We start from the raw sequence: 19,673 nt of genomic DNA on the forward strand, positions 1-19,673 counted from the left end.
GCGCAGTCACCGGCCGCGTCGCGGCCACCGAAGTGAAATCCCTGCTGCTCGACCTGGCCGGCCTCACCTGACGAGGCCTCACGAGCCGTGACGAGCAACTACAGAAAGTGAACCACGCGCCACTGGCAACGCGTCCCGCGCACCCCTGACGCACGACCGCCGTGCGTCAGGGACGCCCTGCCCGCGGAACGCGGCGATCACGCGCACGAGCAGCAGACCTCCGGCACCCGACCCAGCTGAACACCGACCCGAAAGAGAGACACCGTGACCGCGTTCAACGACGCATCCGGAACCGGCGAGGCCCTGCGCCGCACCCTCGGCGTCAGCCGCCGCCGTTTCCTCAGCACCTGCACCGCCGCCGCGACCGCGGCGATCGCCGCCCCCGTCCTCGGCGCCTCGCCGGCCCTCGCCCAGGAGCGGGGCAGAGGAGGAGACCAGGGCGGCGACGTCCTTGTCCCCGCGGACAAGCGGGGCATCATCCTCTACACCGTCCGTGACGCGACGGGCCGTGACCCGCTCTCCACCGACCTGCCCTCGGGCTTCCGCGAGGTCTTCGCGCAGCTCTCGCGCTTCGGCTACCGGCAGGTGGAGTTCGCCGGATACGGCCAGCACGCCAACGCCCCCGGCGGCGCCAACCTGGAGTCCGTGGAGGGCGCGAAGCTGCTGCGCTCCTGGCTCGACGAGTACGGACTGCGGGCCCAGGGCAACCACGGCTTCATACCGTCCTCCTGGCCCTTCACCACGCCCGACCTGGACACCTTCAAGAAGCATCTGGAAATCGCCAACATCCTCGGCATGGACCACATGGGCACCGGCGGCGACCCCACCGGCAGCGCCTACCGCGCCGACTGGGACGTGGCCGCGGACAAGTGGAACGCGCTCGGCGAGATCGCCCGCCGCGCCGGCATCAAGCTGTACACCCACAACCACGACGCGGCCTACGGCTTCCTGCTCGACGGGGGCCCGCTGGACGCCCAGGGCCGCCCGACCCGCAGTTCCGGCATCCGCAAGCTGGAGTACTTCCTGAAGGTCACCGACCCGAAGGTGGTCTGGCTGGAGATGGACATCTTCTGGGCGCACGTGGCCCAGTACAAGTTCCACACCTACACCGCCCACGACGGCTCCACCCGGGAGAAGGTCTTCGACCCGGCGGGACTCGTCGTGCGCAACAACAAGCGCTACCCGCTCTTCCACGCGAAGGACGGCACGGTCAACACCACGAACGGCATGGGATACGACATGGTGCCCTTCGGCACCGGCGTCATCGACTACACCACGTTCTTCTCGCGCGTCGGGGCCCGCAACTACCACAACCCGATGGTCGAGCAGGACAACGCCCCGAGCGGCACCGACCCGGCCCAGTCGCTGAACCACGCGAAGATCGGGTACGACAACATCGCGGCCCTGCGCAAGTGCCGCTGACGCACCGGCGTCCCGGCGACGGGCGCCACTGAGCCAGGAGCAGCGCATCAGGCGGCCCTCCCCACGACGCACCATGTGGGGAGGGCCGCCTGATCGGTACTCGCTGCCGTGCGCGTCTCCCGCCCGCCGGCGCGGCCGGCCGGGAGACGGTCCGTCAGCCCGCCGGCTGCGGCGTCGGCGTCAGGACGTCGCTGTCCCGTCCGGGCTGCCTCAGCAGCAGCGCGATCGCCGCCGCCACCATCGAGATGCCGCCGGCCAGCGCGTACGCGCCGTTGTAGCCCCAGGCGGCGACCACCATCGAGCCGAGCCCGCCGCCGAACAGGCCGCTGATCAGCTTGCCGCTGTACACCAGCCCGTAGTTGGTGGCGTTGTAGTTCTCGCCGAAGTAGTCCGGAGTCAGCGCCGCGAACATCGGGTAGAAGGCGCCGCCGCCGAAACCGGAGAGGAAGGCGAAGAACAGGAACAGCCACTCGCTCTTGATGTCGCCCGCCCAGATCACTCCGAACTGCGCGAGCCCCAGGACCACGATGACGAACACCAGGGTCATCTTGCGGCCCCAGGTGTCGGACAGCCAGCCCACGACGGCCCGCCCGATGCCGTTGATGACGGCCATGATGCCCATGGAGGACGCCGCGACCAGCGGACCGAAGCCGACCTCCTTGGCGAAGTCGACCTGGAAGGAGATCCCGAAGATCGACACGCCGGCGGTCATGACCAGGGTGATCCACATCAAGGGGAGCACTCCCGACCTGATGGCCTCCTTGGGTGTGTACTGCTTCACCGCGGGAGGGTTCTTGGCCAGGCTGGCGGCCGACTTGGCGTCGCCGCCGTGGGTCAGCGGGTCGATGTCGGCGGGCCACCAGTTCTTCGGCGGGTCCTTGAAGAAGAACGCGCAGGACAGCACGACGATCATCACGTAGCACCCGATGAGGTCCAGGACGCGGTGGTAGTTCCCGGTGTCGAACGCGTAGTTGAAGATGAAGATGAACGGCAGGGAGCCGTAGGCGAATCCGCCGTTGACGAACCCTGTCCTGGCGCCCCGGCGCTCCGGGAACCACTTGCCGACCATGTTGATGCAGGTCGCGTAGACGAAGCCGGAGCCGATGCCGCCGATGACACCGAAGCCGAGGATCGCCAGGAGGACGTTGCTCAGGTGCGAGAGGGCGAGGAAGCCGATCACGCACATGCCCGCGCCGAGGTACATCGCCTTGCGGGCGGTGAGGATGCCCTTCTCCCGCATCCAGCCCGCGGGGAAGGCCACGCCCGCCTGGAAGAAGACCCAGACGCTGAGGATCCAGAAGGTGTTGCTCTGCGTCCAGCCGTGCGCGTGGGACAGGGTGTCCTCGGCGGAGCCGTACGCGTACTCGAAGACGCTGATGGCCATCATGGCGACCCACGGGAGGTACACCATGAACTTGCGGGAGTGTCCGAGGATGTCCCGGTCCGTCTCGCCGATCCGGTAGACGCGGCCCCGGGCGTCGGTGACTTCACGGTACGAGCGGTTCGAGGCGCCGGCGCCGGCCGGTGAGCCCTGTGCGGCGATGCGTTCCGTCGTCATTTCACGCCATCTCCTCGCCGAGCGGTTGCGGGTTGGGGACGATGCCGCGGGCCCTGGGGCGGCCCGGGGACTTCAGGAAGAGCGCCAGCACGGCGGAGGCCAGGCCGATGGAGCCCGCGAGCACGAACGCGCCGTGGTAGTCCCAGGCGCCCACGACGACCGCGCCCATGCCCGAGCCGACGAGGCCCGAGATCAGCTTCGAGCTGTAGACCATGCCGTAGTTGGAGGCGTTGTTGTTCTCGCCGAAGTAGTCCGCCGTCATGGCCGCGAACAGCGGGAAGATCGCCCCGCCGCCGAAGCCGGAGACCATGGAGCAGAACAGGAAGAACGGCATGCTGCCCATCTGGCCGGAGACGAGCACACCGAACTGCGCGGAGCCGAGGACCAGACACACGATGATCAGTGTGTTGCGGCGCCCGAAGCGGTCGGAGATCCAGCCGATCACGCCGCGGCCGGTTCCGTTGACGATGGCCTTCAGGGACATCGCCGTGGCGACGATCCCTCCGGCGAAACCCATGTCCTTGCCGAACGGCACCTGGAAGGCGATGCCGAAGATGTTGATCCCCGCGGTGCACAGCAGACAGAACCACATCATCCACAGAACGGGGGTACGGGCGGCCTCCCTCGGGGTGTACTGCTTGACGGCCGGCGGGTTCTTCTCCAGTGCCCGCCGGATCTTGGGGTCGTCGGACACCTTGAGCGGGTCCACGTGCGGCGGCCACCACCCCTTGGGCGGATCCTTGAAGAACCAGCCCGCGAAGGCGACCACGGCGCAGCAGATCAGGCCGACCGAGATGAGGACGCCCTGGTAGTTGCTGAGGTCCATGTAGGAGGTGAACAGGAAGACGAACGGCACCGAGCCGTAGGCGAAACCGCCGTTGACCAGGCCGGTCTTGCCGCCCTTGCGCTCCGGGTACCACTTGCCGACCATGTTCACGCAGGTCGCGTAGACGAAGCCGGCGCCGATGCCGCTGAACATGCCGAAGCCGATGTAGGCGACGGTGACATGCGGTGCGAACGCGAGCGAGAGATATCCCAGAATCGTGCCGAGCGCGCCGAGGAACATGGCGTACCGCGCGGGCAGCCGCCCGCTCTCGCGCAGTTGCCCGGCGGGGAAGGCGACGGCGGCCTGGAAGAAGACCCAGACGCCCATCAGCCAGAAGATGTGCCCACTGCTCCACAGATGGGCGTCGTGCAGGGTGTCCTCGGCGGATGTGAACGCGTACTCCGAGGAACTGATGCCCAGCATCCCCATCCAGGGGAAGAGCACCATGGTCCAGCGTGGTCGCCCCATGATGTCGCGGTCGGTCTCACCGATGCGGTAAAGGCGGCCGTTGCGATCCGTCACCTCCCTGTAGGGGACGGATGTAGAAAGGTCGGCGGTAGTCATGTCGGATCAGCACCCCTTGCGTCGAAAGATCTGGCCAGCGCCCCCTGTCCAAATGCCTTTCGTGTGCGCACGGGTCCTGGGGGCGGCCGACGCGCACCGTCGACCGCCCCCGCGCTCGGTCACCTCATGAACCGCCCCCCAACAGCCCCGCCGAGCGCGCCCAGCGGTACTTCGCACCGAGGACGGCCACCGGCCTCTCGGTCGTGTACGGGTAGGCCACCACCCCGCGCTCGTAGAGGTACTGGCAGGCCTCCTCCACCTCGACGTCGCCCGCGAGCGACGCGACGACGGGCTTCTCGATGCCCCGCTCGCGGAATTCGGCCACCACGCGCGCGGTGAGCTCGGCGAACACCATGGGCGGGGTCACGATGGTGTGCCAGTAGCCGAGGACGAGCGCGTGGATGCGCGGGTCCTCCAGGCCCAGACGGATCGTCGCCTCGTACGTCGACGGCGGCTCGCCGCCCGTGATGTCGACCGGGTTGCCCGCGGCGCCGAACGGCGGGATGAACTTCCGGAACGCCGCGTCCAGGTCCGGCGGGATCTCCATCAGGGACAGGCCGTTGTCGGTGACGGCGTCCGAGAGGAGCACACCGCTGCCGCCCGCGCCGGTGATGATCACGACGTTGTCGCCCTTGGGGGCGGGGAGCACCGGCAACGCGCGCGCGTACTCCAGCATGTCGTTCAGGCCGGGCGCCCGGATGACGCCGGCCTGCCGCAGGATGTCGTCGTAGACGGCGTCGTCGCCGGCGAGCGCCCCGGTGTGCGAACCCGCCGCCTTCGCCCCGGCCGCGGTACGGCCCGCCTTGAGCACCACGACCGGCTTCTTCGGGACCGTCGCGCGGGCGGCCTCCACGAAGGCACGTCCGTCCTTGAGGTCCTCCAGGTGCATCGCGATGCACTCGGTGTGCGGATCCTCGCCGAACCAGGTGAGCAGGTCGTCCTCGTCCAGGTCCGACTTGTTGCCGAGCCCCACGATCGCGGAGACGCCGGTCTTCGTCGTGCGGGCGAAGCCGAGGATCGCCATGCCGATGCCGCCGGACTGCGAGGTGAGCGCGACGCCGCCCTTCACGTCGTACGGGGTGCAGAACGTGGCGCACAGGTCCTGCCACGTCGAGTAGTAGCCGTAGATGTTGGGGCCGAGGAGCCGGATGCCGTGCCGTTCGGCGATGGCCACGATCTCGTCCTGGAGCTCCTGCTCGCCGGTCTCCGCGAAGCCCGAGGGGATCAGTACGGCGTTGGGGATCCCCTTGCGTCCCACCTCCTCCAGGGCCGAGGCCACGAACTTGGCGGGGATCGCGAAGACCGCCACATCCACCTCACCGGGAACGTCCGTGACACTCTTGTACGCCTTGCGGCCCAGAATGTCATCGGCCTTGGGGTTCACCGGGTGGATCTCCCCGGAGAAGCCGCCGTCGACGAGGTTGCGCATGACCGAATTGCCGATCTTGCCTTGTTCGTTGGAGGCGCCGATCACGGCGACGGACGACGGCTGCATCAGCCGGCGCATCGAGGTGAGGATCTCCTCGCGGCCGTACTTGCGGCGCTCCTTGGGGACTCCGTCCGCGAGGATCACGCGGATGTCCGCGGCGACGGCACCCTCCGGGGTGGCGATCACCGGGTTGAGGTCCACCTCGGCTATCTCCGGGAAGTCCGCGACGAGTTCGGAGACCCGGCGGATCTGCTCCGCGATCGCCCACCGGTCCACCGCCGGGGCGCCGCGCACCCCGCGCAGGATCTCCGCCGAGCGGATGGAGTCGAGCATCGACAGCGCCTCGTCGGCGTCCACGGGGGCGAGGCGGAAGGTGACGTCCTTGAGGACCTCGACCAGCACTCCGCCCAGCCCGAAGGCGACGACCTTCCCGAACGTCGGGTCGGTGACCGCGCCGACGATGACCTCCTGGCCCTTCGGGAGCAGTTCCTGCACCTGGACGCCGTCGATTCGGGCCTGCGGGTCGTACGCCCGTGCGTTCTCGACGATCTTGTGGAAGGCCGCCCGTACGTCCGCCGCGCCCTGCACGCCGACGATCACGCCGCCGGCGTCGGTCTTGTGCAGGATGTCGGGGGAGACGATCTTCATCACGACGGGCCCGCCGAAGCGCGCCGCGCAGGCCACCGCCTCGTCGACGTCCGTCGCGAGCTCCTCGCCGGGGACGGCGATCGCGTACGCGTCGGCGATCACCTTTCCCTCGGGCGCGGTGAGCGCGGTCCGGCCCTCGGCCCGCACGGCGTCGAGGAGCGTGCGCACCCTCAGCACCCGGTCTTCGGCCATCAATCAGATCACTCCGTTCGACTTGAGCAGGCGCAGTTCCTCGTCGCCGAGGCCGAGCTCGCCGATGTAGACCTCTTGGTTGTGCTCGCCGAGCAGCGGCGAACTGGTCACGTTCACGGGAGAGTCGGAGAGCTTCAGCGGGCTGCCCACCGTGGTGAACTCGCCGCGCTGCGGGTGCGGCACCGTCACGACCATCTCGTTGGCGACCAGCGACTCGTCCTCGATGATCTCCCTGGTCGACAGGATCGGACCGCAGGGGATGTTGTGGGCGTTCAGCTTCTCCAGCACCTCCCACTTGGGGAGGGTGGACGACCACTCCTCGATGAGCTGGAACATCTTGTTGAGCTGGGGCAGCCGGGCCTCCGGAGTGGCCCACTCGGGATCGTCCGCCAGCTCGGGGCGCCCGATGAGTTCGCTGATCGGCTTCCAGCCGACGGGCTGCACGATGACGTACACGTAGTCGTTGGGCCCGCCCGGCGCGCACTTGACGGCCCAGCCCGGCTGCCCGCCGCCCGACGCGTTCCCGGACCGGGGAACCTCGTCGCCGAAGTCCTCGTTGGGATATTCGGCGAGCGGGCCGTGCGTCAGGCGCTGCTGATCGCGCAGCTTCACCCGGCAGAGGTTGAGCACGGCATGCTGCATGGCGACGTTGACCCGCTGCCCACGCCCGGTGTTCTCCCGCTGGAACAGCGCCGCGAGAATCCCCGCCACGGCGTGGACGCCCGTGCCCGAGTCACCGATCTGGGCCCCCGTCGCCAGCGGCGGTCCGTCCTCGAAGCCGGTGGTCGACATCGACCCGCCCATGGCCTGCGCGACGACCTCGTACGCCTTGAAGTTGGTGTACGGGCCGTCCCCGAACCCCTTGATGGAGGCATAGACGATACGGGGATTGATCTCCTGGATGCGGTCCCAGGTGAAGCCCATGCGGTCGACCGCGCCGGGGCCGAAGTTCTCGACCATGACGTCGGAGCGCCGGATCAGTTCGGTGAGGATCTCCTTGCCGCGCTCGGTCTTGGTGTTCAGGGTGATGCTCCGCTTGTTGCAGTTGAGCATCGTGAAGTAGAGGGAGTCGACGTCCGGGAGGTCGCGCAGCTGTTTGCGCGTGATGTCGCCGGTCGGCGCCTCCAGCTTGACGACGTCCGCGCCCAGCCAGGCCAGCAGCTGGGTCGCGGAGGGCCCGGACTGGACGTGCGTCATGTCGAGGACTCGGATGCCTTCGAGAGCCTTGGTCATGGCCGGGTCACCTCACTTGTACATCGTCTGGTTCATGGTTCCGGGGGCGTACGCGTCCGGGTCGACCCAGACGTTGATCAGCGACGGCTTGCCCGACTCGCGGGCGCGCCGCAGGGCGGGGCCGATGTCGGCGGGGTCGCGGACCTCCTCGCCGTAACCGCCCAGCATCTGGGCGAACTTGTCGTAGTGGACGTCGCCGAGGGTGTTGCCGACCCGTTCGCGGTCCAGGCCGTACTTCTGGGCCTGGCCGTAGCGGATCTGGTTCATCGAGGAGTTGTTGCCGACGATGCCGACGAAGGGGAGGTCGTAGCGGACGAGGGTCTCGAAGTCCCAGCCGGTCAGGGAGAAGGCGCCGTCGCCGAAGAGGGCGACGACCTCCTTGTCGGTCCGGGCCTTCTTGGCCGCGAGCACGAAGGGGATGCCGACACCGAGCGTGCCGAGCGGGCCCGGGTCCATCCAGTGGCCCGGTGACTTGGGCTGTACGACCTGCCCGGAGAAGGTGACGATGTCGCCGCCGTCGCCGATGTAGATCGAGTCCTCGGTGAGGAAGTCGTTGATCTCGCTCACCAGTCGGTACGGGTGGATGGGCGAGGCGTCGGACTTCAGGCTGGGCAGCCGCTTCTCGATCGCGGTCTGCTCGGCGGCCCGCAGTTCGTCCAGCCACTCCTTGCGCTTGGACGCCCCGCCGTTGATGCGGCCGGAGGCCGCCTCGGTCACCGACTTCAGGATCAGCCCGGCGTCGCCGACGATGCCCAGGTCGACGTCGCGGTTCTTGCCGACGGTCCGGTAGTCGAGGTCGATCTGCACGACGGTCGCGTCCGGCGACAGCCGCTTGCCGTAGCCCATGCGGAAGTCGAAGGGTGTGCCGACGATGACGATGACATCGGCGTTGGAGAACGCGTAGCGGCGGGAGAGCTGGAAGTGGTGCGGGTCGCCGGGCGGCAGCGTGCCGCGGCCGGCGCCGTTCATGTAGGCGGGGATGTTCAGGGTGCGCACGAGGTCGATCGCGGACTCGGTGCCGCGGGTCGTCCAGACCTGACTGCCCAGCAGGATCGCCGGCTTCTCGGCGTGCACGAGCAGGTCGGCGAGCTTCTCGATCGCCTCGGGCTCGCCGGCCGAGCGGGTCGAGGCGCGGTAGCGGCCGGCCGCGGGGATGCGGGCCTTCTCCAGGGGCACCTTCGCGTCCAGGACGTCCCGTGGGATCTCCAGGAAGGAGGGGCCGGGCGCCCCGTGGTAGCACTCGCGGAACGCCATCGACACCATGTCGGCGGCGCGCGCGGTGTCCGGCACCGTCGCCGCGAACTTGGTGATCGGCGTCATCATGTCGACGTGCGGAAGGTCCTGGAGGGACCCCATCTTGTGCTGGGTGTGCGCTCCCTGGCCGCCGATCAGGAGCATTGGGGACTCGGCGCGGAAGGCGTTGGCGACGCCGGTCACCGCGTCGGTGGTCCCGGGACCCGCCGTGACCACGGCGCATCCCGGCTTGCCGGTGATGCGTGCGTAACCGTCGGCGGCGTGGGCGGCGACCTGCTCGTGGCGTACGTCGACGACCTCGATGCCCTCGTCGACGCAGCCGTCGTAGATGTCGATGATGTGGCCGCCGCAGAGGGTGTAGATGACCTCCACACCCTCCGCTTTGAGTGCCTTGGCGACCAGGTGCCCACCGGAGATGAAGGTCGTGTTGGTGTCGCTGCTGCCGTCGGGCATGGCGAAGTCCTGTCCCTTCGTAGGGGGTTGGAACGCTCTCGCGGTACATTGCATACAGTCGACGAATACTGTATGAAGCTTGTTATCCCGCATCCGGTGGGTGGTGTCCAGGGGGCGCGCGGCACTTTTCGAAGGCCTGGGGGTCGCTCCCCAGATGACTCAGCAGACAGGAGCCGGGAATGGACCTGTACGAGCACCAGGCAAGGGAACTCTTCGAGGAATACGGCATCTTGGTGCCGAGGGCCGAGGTCACGGACTCGCCCAAGGAAGCGCGCGAGATCGCCCGCAGGCTCGGCGGCCGCGTGGTCGTCAAGGCTCAGGTGAAGACCGGAGGGCGCGGCAAGGCGGGCGGCGTCAAACTCGCCGCGGACCCCGCAGCCGCCGAACTGACGGCGCGCCAGATCCTCGGCATGGACATCAAGGGGCACACCGTCGGCAAGGTGATGCTGGCCCAACCCGTCGACATCGAGACCGAGTTCTACGTCGGTTACGTCCTCGACCGCGCCGCCGGACGCTTCCTCGCGATCGCCTCCGCCGAGGGCGGCATGGAGATCGAGGAGGTCGCCGCGACCAGGCCCGAGGCCGTGGCCCGCGTCGCGATCGACCCCGCCGAGGGCGTCACCTCGGCCAAGGCGGCCCACATCGCACAAGCGGCCGGTCTGCCGCCGCAGACGGTGGACGTCCTCGTGCGGCTCTGGGAGGTACTGACCCGTGAGGACGCCGTCCTGGTGGAGGTCAACCCGCTCGTGCGGACCGCCCAGGGACAGATCCTCGCCCTGGACGGCAAGGTCACGCTGGACGACAACGCCCGCTTCCGCCAATCGCGTTGGGGCGAGCAGGACACCGCGCACGACGACCCGCTGGAGGAGGCCGCCGCCGCCAAGGGCCTCAACTACGTGAAACTGGACGGCGAGGTCGGCATCATCGGCAACGGCGCGGGACTGGTCATGTCGACGCTGGACGTCGTCGCCGGCTGCGGAGCCCGCCCCGCCAACTTCCTCGACATCGGCGGCGGAGCCTCCGCCCGGGTCATGGCGGACGGCCTGTCCGTCGTCCTCTCCGACCCCTCGGTGAAGTCCGTCTTCGTCAACGTCTTCGGCGGCATCACCGCCTGCGACGCCGTCGCCGACGGCATCGTGCAGGCCCTGGAGAGCGTGCGGTTGACCAAACCGCTCGTGGTGCGGCTCGACGGCAACAACGCCGTACGCGGCAGGGCCGTCCTCGACGAACGCGCACACCCCCTGGTCGAACAGGCCACCACCATGGACGGCGCCGCGCGCCGCGCCGCCCAACTCGCCGTCGCCAGCTGAAGGAGCCGGACATGGCCATCTTTCTCACCAAGGAGTCCAAGGTCCTCGTCCAGGGCATGACCGGCGGCGAGGGCATGAAGCACACCCGGCGGATGCTCGCGGCCGGCACGGACGTGGTCGGCGGCGTCAACCCCCGCAAGGCGGGCCGGACCGTCGACTTCGACGTCCCCCAGGGCCTCGAGGGCCTGGGAAATGCCCCCATCTCCGTACCGGTGTTCGGCTCGGTGGCCGAGGGCATCGAGGCGACCGGCGCCGACGTCAGCGTCGTCTTCGTGCCGCCCGCCTTCGCCAAGGCCGCCGTCATGGAGGCGGCCGACGCGGGCATCGGACTCGCTGTCGTGATCACCGAGGGCATCCCGGTCCACGACTCCGTCTCCTTCCACGCCTACGCCGCCGCACGCGGCACCCGCGTCGTCGGCCCCAACTGCCCCGGCCTGATCACCCCGGGGCAGGCGAACGCGGGCATCATCCCCTCCGACATCACCAAGCCCGGCCGGATCGGCCTGGTCTCCAAGTCGGGCACCCTCACCTACCAGCTCATGTACGAGCTCCGCGACATCGGGTTCTCGACCTGCGTCGGCATCGGCGGCGATCCCGTCGTGGGCACCACCCACATCGACTGCCTCGCCGCCTTCCAGGACGACCCCGACACCGAACTCGTCGTCCTCATCGGCGAGATCGGCGGCGACGCAGAGGAACGGGCCGCCGCGTACATCCGCGACCACGTGACCAAGCCCGTCATCGGCTACATCGCCGGATTCACCGCGCCCGAGGGCAAGACGATGGGCCACGCGGGAGCGATCGTGTCCGGCTCGTCGGGCACCGCGCAGGCGAAGAAGGAGGCACTGGAGGCGGCCGGGGTGCGCGTGGGGGGCACGCCCACCGAGACCGCCCGCCTGGTGCTGGCGCGCCTGGAAGAGCGCGTGACGTCACTCATAGTCGACGCGAGGTGACTGTCGGAAACGGGACGGTCTCACTACCGTCCTGAAGGAGCACGCACTACGCCTTCCCGAACAGCCAGGCGACCACCGTCCCGCACGGAGCCGGAGCACGGGACCACCGTCCCGTACGGCTCGGCGCACCCGACCACCGTCCCGCACGGAGCCGGAGCACGGGACCACCGTCCCGTACGGCTCGGCGCACCCGACCACCGTCCCGCACGGAGCCGGAGCACGGGAGCACCGTCCCGTACGGCTCGGCGCACCCGACCACCGTCCCGCACGGAGCCGGAGCACGGGAGCACCGTCCCGTACGGCTCGGCGCACCCGACCACCGTCGGTACGGCGCGACGTGCGTGACCGACCTCCAGTTACGGCCTCGCCCCGCGCGACAACCAGCCGGGCATGTCGTCGCCGTGCGCGACCGCGGGCCCGCATGGCGCCGACCCGCGCTACCGCGCGACGGCGACAACCGTCCGGCGCCGACGTCCACGACCACCCGTCCGTAAGACATCGACGAAAGTCACCACACGCGACAACCATCCGGCGCCGACGTCCACGACCACCCGCCCGCGCGACATCGACGAAAGTCACCACACGCCCGTACGACACCGGCCCGCGCGACACCCGTCCCAACCGGAACCGACGTCCGCGCCCGTCCGGTACGCCGGCCGGCACGACCCACGGGCCGAGCCACCCTCCTCGGCCCCGCCGGGCCGTCCACGCCCCCCGCCCCCGACTGTGCACCGAGAGCGGAGACACCCCATGGCAATCCACCACGACATCTCCCCGCCCCAGATCCTCACCCTCAAGTCCGGTACCTCCTGGACCGACGCGTGGCGGCGATGCCTCGCCGTCGCCCCCGAGGCGTTCCGCGACGACCGGGTGCTCAACCTCTGGAACGCCGCATGGCAGGCGGACGGCCGCGCGCTGCCCGCCACCAGCCCTGTGGACCAGAGCCCCATCGCGGGCCCGCCGCGACTGGACGGCGCCACCGCCCAGCAGGCGGTGCGCGCCGCCCTCGACCAGCACCGCGCCTGGCGCCATGTGCCGCTCGCCGAGCGGGGCGCCCGCGTGGCGGCGACCCTCGACGCACTCACCGAACACCGGGAACTGCTCGCCCTCCTGCTCGTCTGGGAGATCGGCAAGCCCTGGCGGCTCGCCCAGGCGGACGTGGACCGGGCGATCGACGGCGTGCGCTGGTACGTCGACGGCATCGAGCCCATGGTGGCCGGCCGCGCCCCGCTCGAAGGCCCCGTCTCCAACATCGCCAGCTGGAACTACCCGATGAGCGTGCTCGTCCACGCCATGCTGGTGCAGGCACTGGCGGGCAACGCGGTCATCGCCAAGACCCCGACCGACGGCGGTGTCGCCTGCCTCACCCTGGCCTGCGCGCTCGCCGCGCGGGAAGGGATCCCCGTCACCCTCGTCAGCGGCAGCGGAGGCGAGCTGTCCGAGGCGCTGGTGCGGGCGCCCGAGATCGGCTGCGTCTCCTTCGTCGGCGGCCGGGACACCGGCGCCGCCGTGGCCACCGCCGTCGCCGACCTCGGCAAGCGCCACGTGCTCGAACAGGAAGGACTCAACACCTGGGGAATCTGGAACTACACCGACTGGGACGCGCTGGCCGCCGTCGTCCCCAAACTCTTCGACTACGGCAAGCAGCGCTGCACCGCCTATCCGCGCTTCGTCGTCCAGCGCGCCCTGTTCGACGAGTTCCTCGCCGCGTACCTGCCGGCCGTCCGTACCCTGCGGGTCGGTCACCCGCTCGCCGTCGAGCAGCGCGACGACCCGTACCCCACCCTGGACTTCGGCCCCGTCATCAACGCGGCGAAGGCCAAGGAGCTCGACGACCAGGTCGCCGAGGCCATCGACCGGGGAGCCGTCCCGCTGCACCGCGGCAGCCTGTCCGACGCCCGCTTCCTGCCCGGCCAGGACACCTCGGCGTACGTCCAGCCGGTCACGCTCCTCAACCCGCCGCCGTCCTCGCCGCTGCACCACGCGGAGCCCTTCGGACCGGTCGACACCATCGTCCTCGTGGACACCGAGGCCGAACTCCTCGCCGCCATGAACGCCTCCAACGGCGCGCTCGTCGCCACCCTGTCGACGGACGACGAGGCGACGTACGCGCGGCTCGCCCCGCAGATCCGGGCCTTCAAGGTCGGGCAGAGCAAGCCGCGCTCGCGCGGTGACCGGGACGAGCTGTTCGGCGGATTCGGGGCGTCATGGCGCGGCGCGTTCGTGGGCGGCGAGCTGCTCGTGCGCGCGGTGACGCAGGGACCGGCGGGGGAGCGGCTGCCCGGCAACTTCCCGGACTACCACCTCATGCCATGACGGCCTGCCGTCTCCTGCCGTGACCGTGCCGCCCGCTCGTGCGAGGCCTCCCCTCCTGGGACGAGGCCTCGACGTGCCGGGAGGGGGTGAGCGGCGCCCGTGCCGGGGCGCCGCTCACCCGCGGGCCCGATGATCTCCGGCGCCGGAGCGCGCGCACCGTCCGCTCCGGCGCCGGAGCACCAGGCACGCGGCGCGCACGCGGCCGGCCGGCGGAGGTCGAAGGGCAGTCACCTCGCGCACGCTCCCGTAGCCGTCCCGTCACCCGTGGTGAAGGGCCGCGATGCCCCCTCCGCGCTCCCTCGTAGGGCCTCCGACAGCGCGGAAACGCAGGTGAAAGGCACTCCGAAAGCTTGGTATTGTTGTCCATGTCGCCGCGGGGAGCACTCCCGGCCAGGCGGCAGACACCTTGTCCGGGTGGCGGAATGGCAGACGCGCTAGCTTGAGGTGCTAGTGCCCTTTATCGGGCGTGGGGGTTCAAGTCCCCCCTCGGACACTCGCAACAATCATTGACGAAACGCAGATGAGGGCCTCGACCTTACGGTCGCGGCCCTCTTTGCATGTTCGTAGCTGATGGTGATGCCCAGGGCTTCGTAGCGTGGGCCGTTCTTGTCGGCCTCAACGCAACCGCGGTCCCATACGCGGCGAGGGCTGCTCGAGCGTCGTGACGCCGCAGGCGGCGGTCGACACGGTGTCGACCGCCGCCTGGCGGAAGGGATTCAGGTCCAGATGCTCGGGGGGCGACGTGGCGTCAGCCGGTCGCGCTGCCCGCGACCCACTCGCCCCACGGCATGTTCCAGTCGCTGAGGCCGTTGTCGGGGGCCAACGTGGTCTTGTCATCGGAGTTCTTGACGATCACGACGTCACCGACCATCGAGTGGTCGAAGAACCACGCTGCGGGCTGCTTGCCGTCACCACCGCCCCTGACGTCCTTCAGCCCCACGCAGCCGTGGCTGGTGTTGACCTTGCCGAATACCGAGTTGCCACCCCAGTAGTTGCCGTGGATGAACGTGCCCGAGTCGGTCAGGCGCATGGCGTGCGGTACGGCCTTGAGGTCGTACGAGGGCTTGCCGTCCTTCTCCGTGAGGCCGACGGTCGCACCGTTCATATGGACCTGCCTGAACTTCTCGGAGATGACCATCCGACCGTTGTACGTCGGGTGCTCGGGACTGCCGGACGAGATCGGGATGGTCCTGATCGTCTTGCCGTCCCGTACGACGGTCATCTGCTTCGTCTTGGCGTCGACGGTGCTGATCTGGCTCCGGCCGATCTTGAACGTGACCGTCTTCTGGATGCCGTAGCGGTTGAGCTCGACGGTGACGGTGGAGCCGGGCGTCCAGTAGCTCTCGGGGCGGAAGTCCAGACGGTTGTCGTTGAACCAGTGGCCGACGACCTGCTGGCCGCTGCTGGAGCTGACCTGGATCTGCGACTCCACGGCGGCCTTGTCGCTGATCGCCTTGTCGAAGTTGACCGTCACCGGCATGCCCACACCGACGGTCGAGCCGCCCTCGGGGGAGAGGTGCCCGATGAAGTTGTTCGCCGGGGAGACCGTCGTGATCCTGGCGTTCCCGGTGACGGAGCGGCCCTTGGCGTCCGTGGCCTCCGCGGTGACCTGATACTGAGTTGCCCGCGCCAGGCTGCCGTTCGGCTTCCAGGACGTGCCGTCGGCGGACAGGGCGCCCGGAACCTCGGCACCGGTCGCGACGGCGGTCATGGTCACCTTGGTGAGCTTGCCGTTGCTGACGGTGACCTTGACGGAGTCATTGATCCCGACGCCGTAGGGGCCTTGCTTGGGCGTGATCTCTATTCGGGCGTCGGAAGCCTCCTGGGTGGCCACCCGATCCGCCGACGCCTGCGGTTTCGGCTGATTCCCGGCGTCGTTACCGCCGGTAGCAGCGTTGCTGGTACCGCCGAGGGCCGTGAGTGAGAGCACGCCGCCGAGTACACCGACCGTGGCCACCAGCCGGGCGCGCCCTATACCTGCCGTGATCAAACGCTTCTCCCGTGTCACTGTCGTTGAATCCCTGGAGCTGGATGCCGAGGCAGTCCAGGTAGCTATAAAACTCTTTATATGGGTCTATCGGTACCTAAAGGAGTGAACTGTGGTGAATGACACGCGCCGTCGAGCGCGTCGCCGAGGCCCTGCGCGACTGACGGATGGCGCGCGACGAAAAGGGGTGCTGAGCACTTCGGATGCGGCGAGCTCGTCGCGTGCGGCGAGCCTGTCGAAGCTGTTCCGGGCCGGGTAGGGGTAGCGGACGTCCTGCCCGGCCCTCGCGGGCCATGACGTGCAAGCGTCCTCCGGTCAGGTGTGCAGATCATCCTCAGGGCGTCCTCGCGGTGGACGAATCCGCCACTTCATGGCCCGCCGCGCGCTGATTAGCGTCGGTGTCCTGGAGCGGGAGATCGGGCCTGGTCATCGGCCTTGCCCGCGGTTCCGCGATTCCCGAGCTGCCACGAGGAGCACAGAACGTCGTGAGCGAGATCCGCACGCTGCGCAACTACATCGACGGACGGTTCGTCGACGCCGAGGACGGGCGCACGCTTCCGGTCGTCGACCCCACCACCGGCGAGGTGTACGCCAGTTCACCGCTGTCGGGGGCGGCGGACGTGGACGCGGCGATGACGGCCGCGGCGGCGGCCTTCGCCCTGTGGCGCGACTCCACGCCCAGCACCCGGCAGCGCCTTCTGCTGAGGGTCGCCGACGTCGTCGAGGCGCGTGCCGAGGAACTCGTCGAGGCGGAGTGCCGCGACACCGGCAAGCCCCGCGCCGTGACCCGGACCGAGGAGATCGTTCCGATGGTCGACCAGCTGCGCTTCTTCGCGGGCGCGGCGCGGCTGCTGGAGGGCAGGTCGGCGGGGGAGTACGCGGAGGGTCTGACCTCCATCATCCGCCGGGAACCCATCGGGGTGTGCGCGCAGGTCGCGCCGTGGAACTACCCGATGATGACGGCGGTGTGGAAGTTCGCCCCGGCGATCGCCGCCGGCAACACCGTGGTTCTCAAGCCCTCGGACACCACCCCGGCCTCCACGGTGCTGCTCGCCGAGATCGTCGGCGGAGTGCTGGAGGAGCTGGGGCTTCCCGCGGGCGTGCTCAACGTCGTGTGCGGCGACCGCACCACCGGGCAGCTGATGGTCGAGCACCCGGTACCGGCCATGGCCGCCATCACCGGTTCGGTGCGTGCCGGTGTGCAGGTCGCCGAGAGCGCCGCCAAGGACCTCAAGCGCGTCCACCTGGAACTCGGCGGCAAGGCCCCGGTCGTCGTGTTCGACGACGCGGACCTCGCCCAGGCCGTCGAGGGCATCACCACCGCCGGCTTCTTCAACGCCGGACAGGACTGCACGGCCGCGACCCGCGTGCTGGTGCACGAGTCCGTCCACGACGAGTTCGTCGCCGCGCTCGCGAAGGCCGCCGCCGACGTCAGGACCGGTGGCGTCGACGAGGAGGGCGTGCTCTTCGGTCCCCTCAACAACGCCCATCAGCTGGCCCAGGTGAGCGGATTCGTCGACCGGCTTCCCGCGCACGCCACGGTGGAGACGGGCGGCCACCAGGTCGGCGAGCAGGGGTACTTCTACGCGCCGACCGTCGTCTCCGGCCTCAAGCAGGACGACGAGATCGTCCAGAACGAGGTCTTCGGCCCGGTTGTCACCGTGCAGTCCTTCGCCGACGAGGACCAGGCCGTCGAGTGGGCGAACGGCGTCGACTACGCACTCGCCTCCTCCGTGTGGACCAAGGACCACGCCCGCGCGATGCGCATGTCGAAGCGCCTCGACTTCGGCTGCGTGTGGATCAACACCCACATGATCCTGGTCGCCGAGATGCCGCACGGCGGCTTCAAGAAGTCCGGTTACGGCAAGGACCTGTCGGCGTACGGCTTCGAGGACTACACCCGCATCAAGCACGTGATGACGTCGCTGTGACGCGCTGAGCCGTGCGTCGCCCGGCACGGCACGGGGCCGGACACCCGGAGGACAGGGTGCCCGGCCCCACGCCGGACGGACGCGAGCCGCACGGCTCCGTGCCGGACGGCTCCGCCTCGCAGGGCTCCGCGCCCGACGGCTCCGCCTCGCACGGCTCCGACGGCCGCGATCGCCGTCAGCAGGCGCCCTCGTCCTGCCAGGGTCCCCATTCCGAGGCCCCCGGCGCCTCGTTCTGGGTCCACCACTTGGCCTTCCAGTTGTGCTTGTTGTACGAGACCTCGTTGCCGGCCGTGTAGACCGCCGTCGAGCTCCAGGCCGTCTTGCACGCGGTGTTCGGCGGGGTCGGCGTCGGGGTCGGCGTGGGAGTGCCGGTGGGCGGGGTGACGCCCGCGAACTTCACCGAGTACTTGGCGAAGTCCCAGGAGTTCTGCGCCACGCTGGAGCAAGTACCCGATGTGCGCCCGCCGTTGTCGGCGGGGGTGCACTGACGGTCGCGGTTGAGGGACCAGAAGGTGAAGCGGTCCATGTTGTGGCTGGTGACGTAGTCCAGGACCGTCTGGAAGTCCGCCTGCGAGAAGTACTCCCCGGTGTCACTGCGGCCGTTCATGCCGGAGAAGCCCTCATGGGCGTAGGCCGTGGCCTGGTCCCAGCCGAAGGTGGACTGGAGGATCGCGTTGAAGTTGGTGAGCGCGCTGGTCTGCGAGGCGGCGCCGTTGAAGCCGCCGTCGAACGGCATGATGGAGAAGTTGTTCGGCGTGAACCCCTGGGACTTCGCCTCCAGCAGCATCTGCTTGCCGAACCAGCCGGTGCCGTCCGCCGTCCCCGCCGTGGTGACGGAGACGTAGAGGCCCGGGTTGTTCTGCTGGAGGATCTTGGCGGCGCCGATCTCGTTCCTGATGGCCGCCGTGTTCTCGTACTCCGGCTCCTCCAGGTCGAAGTCGATGGCGTGCAGGCCGTACTTGGTGATGACCTGCTGGTACGCCGCCGCGGTGGACGCCGGGTCCGAACAGGCCTGGCCGAGCTTGGTGCCGCCGTATCCGCCGATGGACACGGAGACGTCGCCGCCCTTGGCACGGATGGCGTTGACGACCGACTGCACGGCGGTGTCCGAGGAGACCGCCGCGGTGCCGCCCCAAGTCGGAGAACAGCCACCGCCGTTGGGGGCCAGGATGAACGCCAGCTGGAACGCCTTGAGGCCGGTCGCGTCCATGATGGCGCCCGCGTCCGGCGGGTCGTTGTCCAGTGGCATCAGATACGGGGCGGCGGCGTACCAGCGGTTGCTGAGCGCGGTGGTCGCGCCCGAGGCGTTGCCCGCGACGAGTGCGGTCGTGCCGACGGCGGCCAGGCTCACCGCGGCCGCGGCGCCCAGGCATGCGCGAAGACGTCTCACTGTGCCTCCAGGGGAGTGGGGGAAGGGCCCCAGCTTCCGGGCGCTGTCGCGATCACGTCAATGAGTTGGACTAGACCAAACGCCTCTTTGGACTAGACCATGCAATCTCTTTACCCGGGCGTCCGTGGGCGGGAGTGCGAGCTCGCCGACCGGTGCCGCCTCGTGCGCGGACCGTCGCCCCTGCGCCCTCCCGCTCCGCACGCCGTC

At 69.5% G+C, this 19,673-nt stretch carries 12 protein-coding genes and 1 tRNA gene; 6 read left to right on the plus strand and 7 right to left on the minus strand.

Going from position 1 to position 19,673, the window contains the following annotated elements; genetic code table 11:
- The first annotated feature begins 264 nt into the window (after window positions 1-264).
- On the plus strand, window positions 265-1,422 hold the full coding sequence (locus tag BKI49_RS31525) for a sugar phosphate isomerase/epimerase family protein (RefSeq protein WP_095937704.1): 1,158 nt from the start codon (window positions 265-267) through the stop codon (window positions 1,420-1,422).
- A gap of 154 nt (window positions 1,423-1,576) precedes the next feature.
- Here BKI49_RS31525 and BKI49_RS31530 read toward each other — a convergent pair whose 3' ends face one another.
- The 5 genes from BKI49_RS31530 to BKI49_RS31550 form a co-directional block, all read right to left on the minus strand.
- Window positions 1,577-2,980 (minus strand): OFA family MFS transporter, encoded by a 1,404-nt coding sequence (locus BKI49_RS31530; protein ID WP_095937705.1) that lies wholly within the window; start codon window positions 2,978-2,980, stop codon window positions 1,577-1,579.
- A 1-nt stretch (window position 2,981) separates the two neighbouring features.
- The gene (locus tag BKI49_RS31535) at window positions 2,982-4,370 is read right to left on the minus strand and encodes an OFA family MFS transporter (protein ID WP_095937706.1); all 1,389 of its coding nucleotides are present in this window, start codon (window positions 4,368-4,370) and stop codon (window positions 2,982-2,984) included.
- A gap of 124 nt (window positions 4,371-4,494) precedes the next feature.
- A complete protein-coding gene (locus tag BKI49_RS31540; RefSeq protein WP_095937707.1) occupies window positions 4,495-6,639 on the minus strand; it encodes an acetate--CoA ligase family protein in 2,145 nt (714 codons plus the stop codon).
- 3 nt (window positions 6,640-6,642) lie between these two features.
- On the minus strand, window positions 6,643-7,872 hold the full coding sequence (gene frc, locus BKI49_RS31545; protein ID WP_095937708.1) for a formyl-CoA transferase: 1,230 nt from the start codon (window positions 7,870-7,872) through the stop codon (window positions 6,643-6,645).
- Between the two features lie 12 nt (window positions 7,873-7,884).
- On the minus strand, window positions 7,885-9,579 hold the full coding sequence (locus BKI49_RS31550; RefSeq protein WP_095937709.1) for a thiamine pyrophosphate-binding protein: 1,695 nt from the start codon (window positions 9,577-9,579) through the stop codon (window positions 7,885-7,887).
- Between the two features lie 179 nt (window positions 9,580-9,758).
- Here BKI49_RS31550 and sucC point away from each other — a divergent pair, with 179 nt between their 5' ends.
- The 4 genes from sucC (at window position 9,759) to BKI49_RS31570 (ending at window position 14,651) form a co-directional block, all read left to right on the plus strand.
- Window positions 9,759-10,889, plus strand: a complete 1,131-nt coding sequence (gene sucC / locus BKI49_RS31555; RefSeq protein WP_095937710.1) for an ADP-forming succinate--CoA ligase subunit beta — start codon at window positions 9,759-9,761, stop codon at window positions 10,887-10,889.
- A gap of 11 nt (window positions 10,890-10,900) precedes the next feature.
- The gene (gene sucD, locus BKI49_RS31560) at window positions 10,901-11,842 is read left to right on the plus strand and encodes a succinate--CoA ligase subunit alpha (protein ID WP_095937711.1); all 942 of its coding nucleotides are present in this window, start codon (window positions 10,901-10,903) and stop codon (window positions 11,840-11,842) included.
- 750 nt (window positions 11,843-12,592) lie between these two features.
- Window positions 12,593-14,158 (plus strand): aldehyde dehydrogenase family protein, encoded by a 1,566-nt coding sequence (locus tag BKI49_RS31565; protein WP_179332646.1) that lies wholly within the window; start codon window positions 12,593-12,595, stop codon window positions 14,156-14,158.
- Between the two features lie 408 nt (window positions 14,159-14,566).
- Window positions 14,567-14,651, plus strand: a tRNA-Leu gene (locus BKI49_RS31570).
- A gap of 255 nt (window positions 14,652-14,906) precedes the next feature.
- On the opposite strand, the gene BKI49_RS31575 is transcribed toward BKI49_RS31570, so the two are convergent.
- Complete coding sequence (locus tag BKI49_RS31575) at window positions 14,907-16,145, minus strand: L,D-transpeptidase (RefSeq protein ID WP_373557617.1); 1,239 nt, start codon at window positions 16,143-16,145, stop codon at window positions 14,907-14,909.
- 485 nt (window positions 16,146-16,630) lie between these two features.
- Between BKI49_RS31575 and BKI49_RS31580 the strand changes: the two genes are divergently transcribed.
- The gene (locus BKI49_RS31580; protein ID WP_095937713.1) at window positions 16,631-18,076 is read left to right on the plus strand and encodes a gamma-aminobutyraldehyde dehydrogenase; all 1,446 of its coding nucleotides are present in this window, start codon (window positions 16,631-16,633) and stop codon (window positions 18,074-18,076) included.
- 175 nt (window positions 18,077-18,251) lie between these two features.
- Here the strand turns inward: BKI49_RS31580 and BKI49_RS31585 are convergent, their stop codons facing one another.
- Entirely contained in the window at window positions 18,252-19,466 is a 1,215-nt protein-coding gene (locus BKI49_RS31585) for a chitinase (RefSeq protein WP_179332647.1), read from the minus strand.
- Window positions 19,467-19,673 lie beyond the last annotated feature (207 nt).

The sequence above is a fragment of the Streptomyces sp. Tue6028 genome (genome assembly GCF_002300165.1).
GTDB lineage: Bacteria > Actinomycetota > Actinomycetes > Streptomycetales > Streptomycetaceae > Streptomyces > Streptomyces siamensis.

Bases quoted from the DNA above. Each gene is read 5' to 3' on its own strand.
- BKI49_RS31535 (WP_095937706.1), bottom strand. From the start codon at position 4,370: ATGACTACCGCCGACCTTTCTACATCCGTCCCCTACAGGGAGGTGACG.
- BKI49_RS31530 (WP_095937705.1), bottom strand. From the start codon at position 2,980: ATGACGACGGAACGCATCGCCGCACAGGGCTCACCGGCCGGCGCCGGC.
- BKI49_RS31550 (WP_095937709.1), bottom strand. From the start codon at position 9,579: ATGCCCGACGGCAGCAGCGACACCAACACGACCTTCATCTCCGGTGGG.
- BKI49_RS31565 (WP_179332646.1), top strand. From the start codon at position 12,593: ATGGCAATCCACCACGACATCTCCCCGCCCCAGATCCTCACCCTCAAG.
- sucC (WP_095937710.1), top strand. From the start codon at position 9,759: ATGGACCTGTACGAGCACCAGGCAAGGGAACTCTTCGAGGAATACGGC.
- frc (WP_095937708.1), bottom strand. From the start codon at position 7,872: ATGACCAAGGCTCTCGAAGGCATCCGAGTCCTCGACATGACGCACGTC.
- sucD (WP_095937711.1), top strand. From the start codon at position 10,901: ATGGCCATCTTTCTCACCAAGGAGTCCAAGGTCCTCGTCCAGGGCATG.
- BKI49_RS31540 (WP_095937707.1), bottom strand. From the start codon at position 6,639: ATGGCCGAAGACCGGGTGCTGAGGGTGCGCACGCTCCTCGACGCCGTG.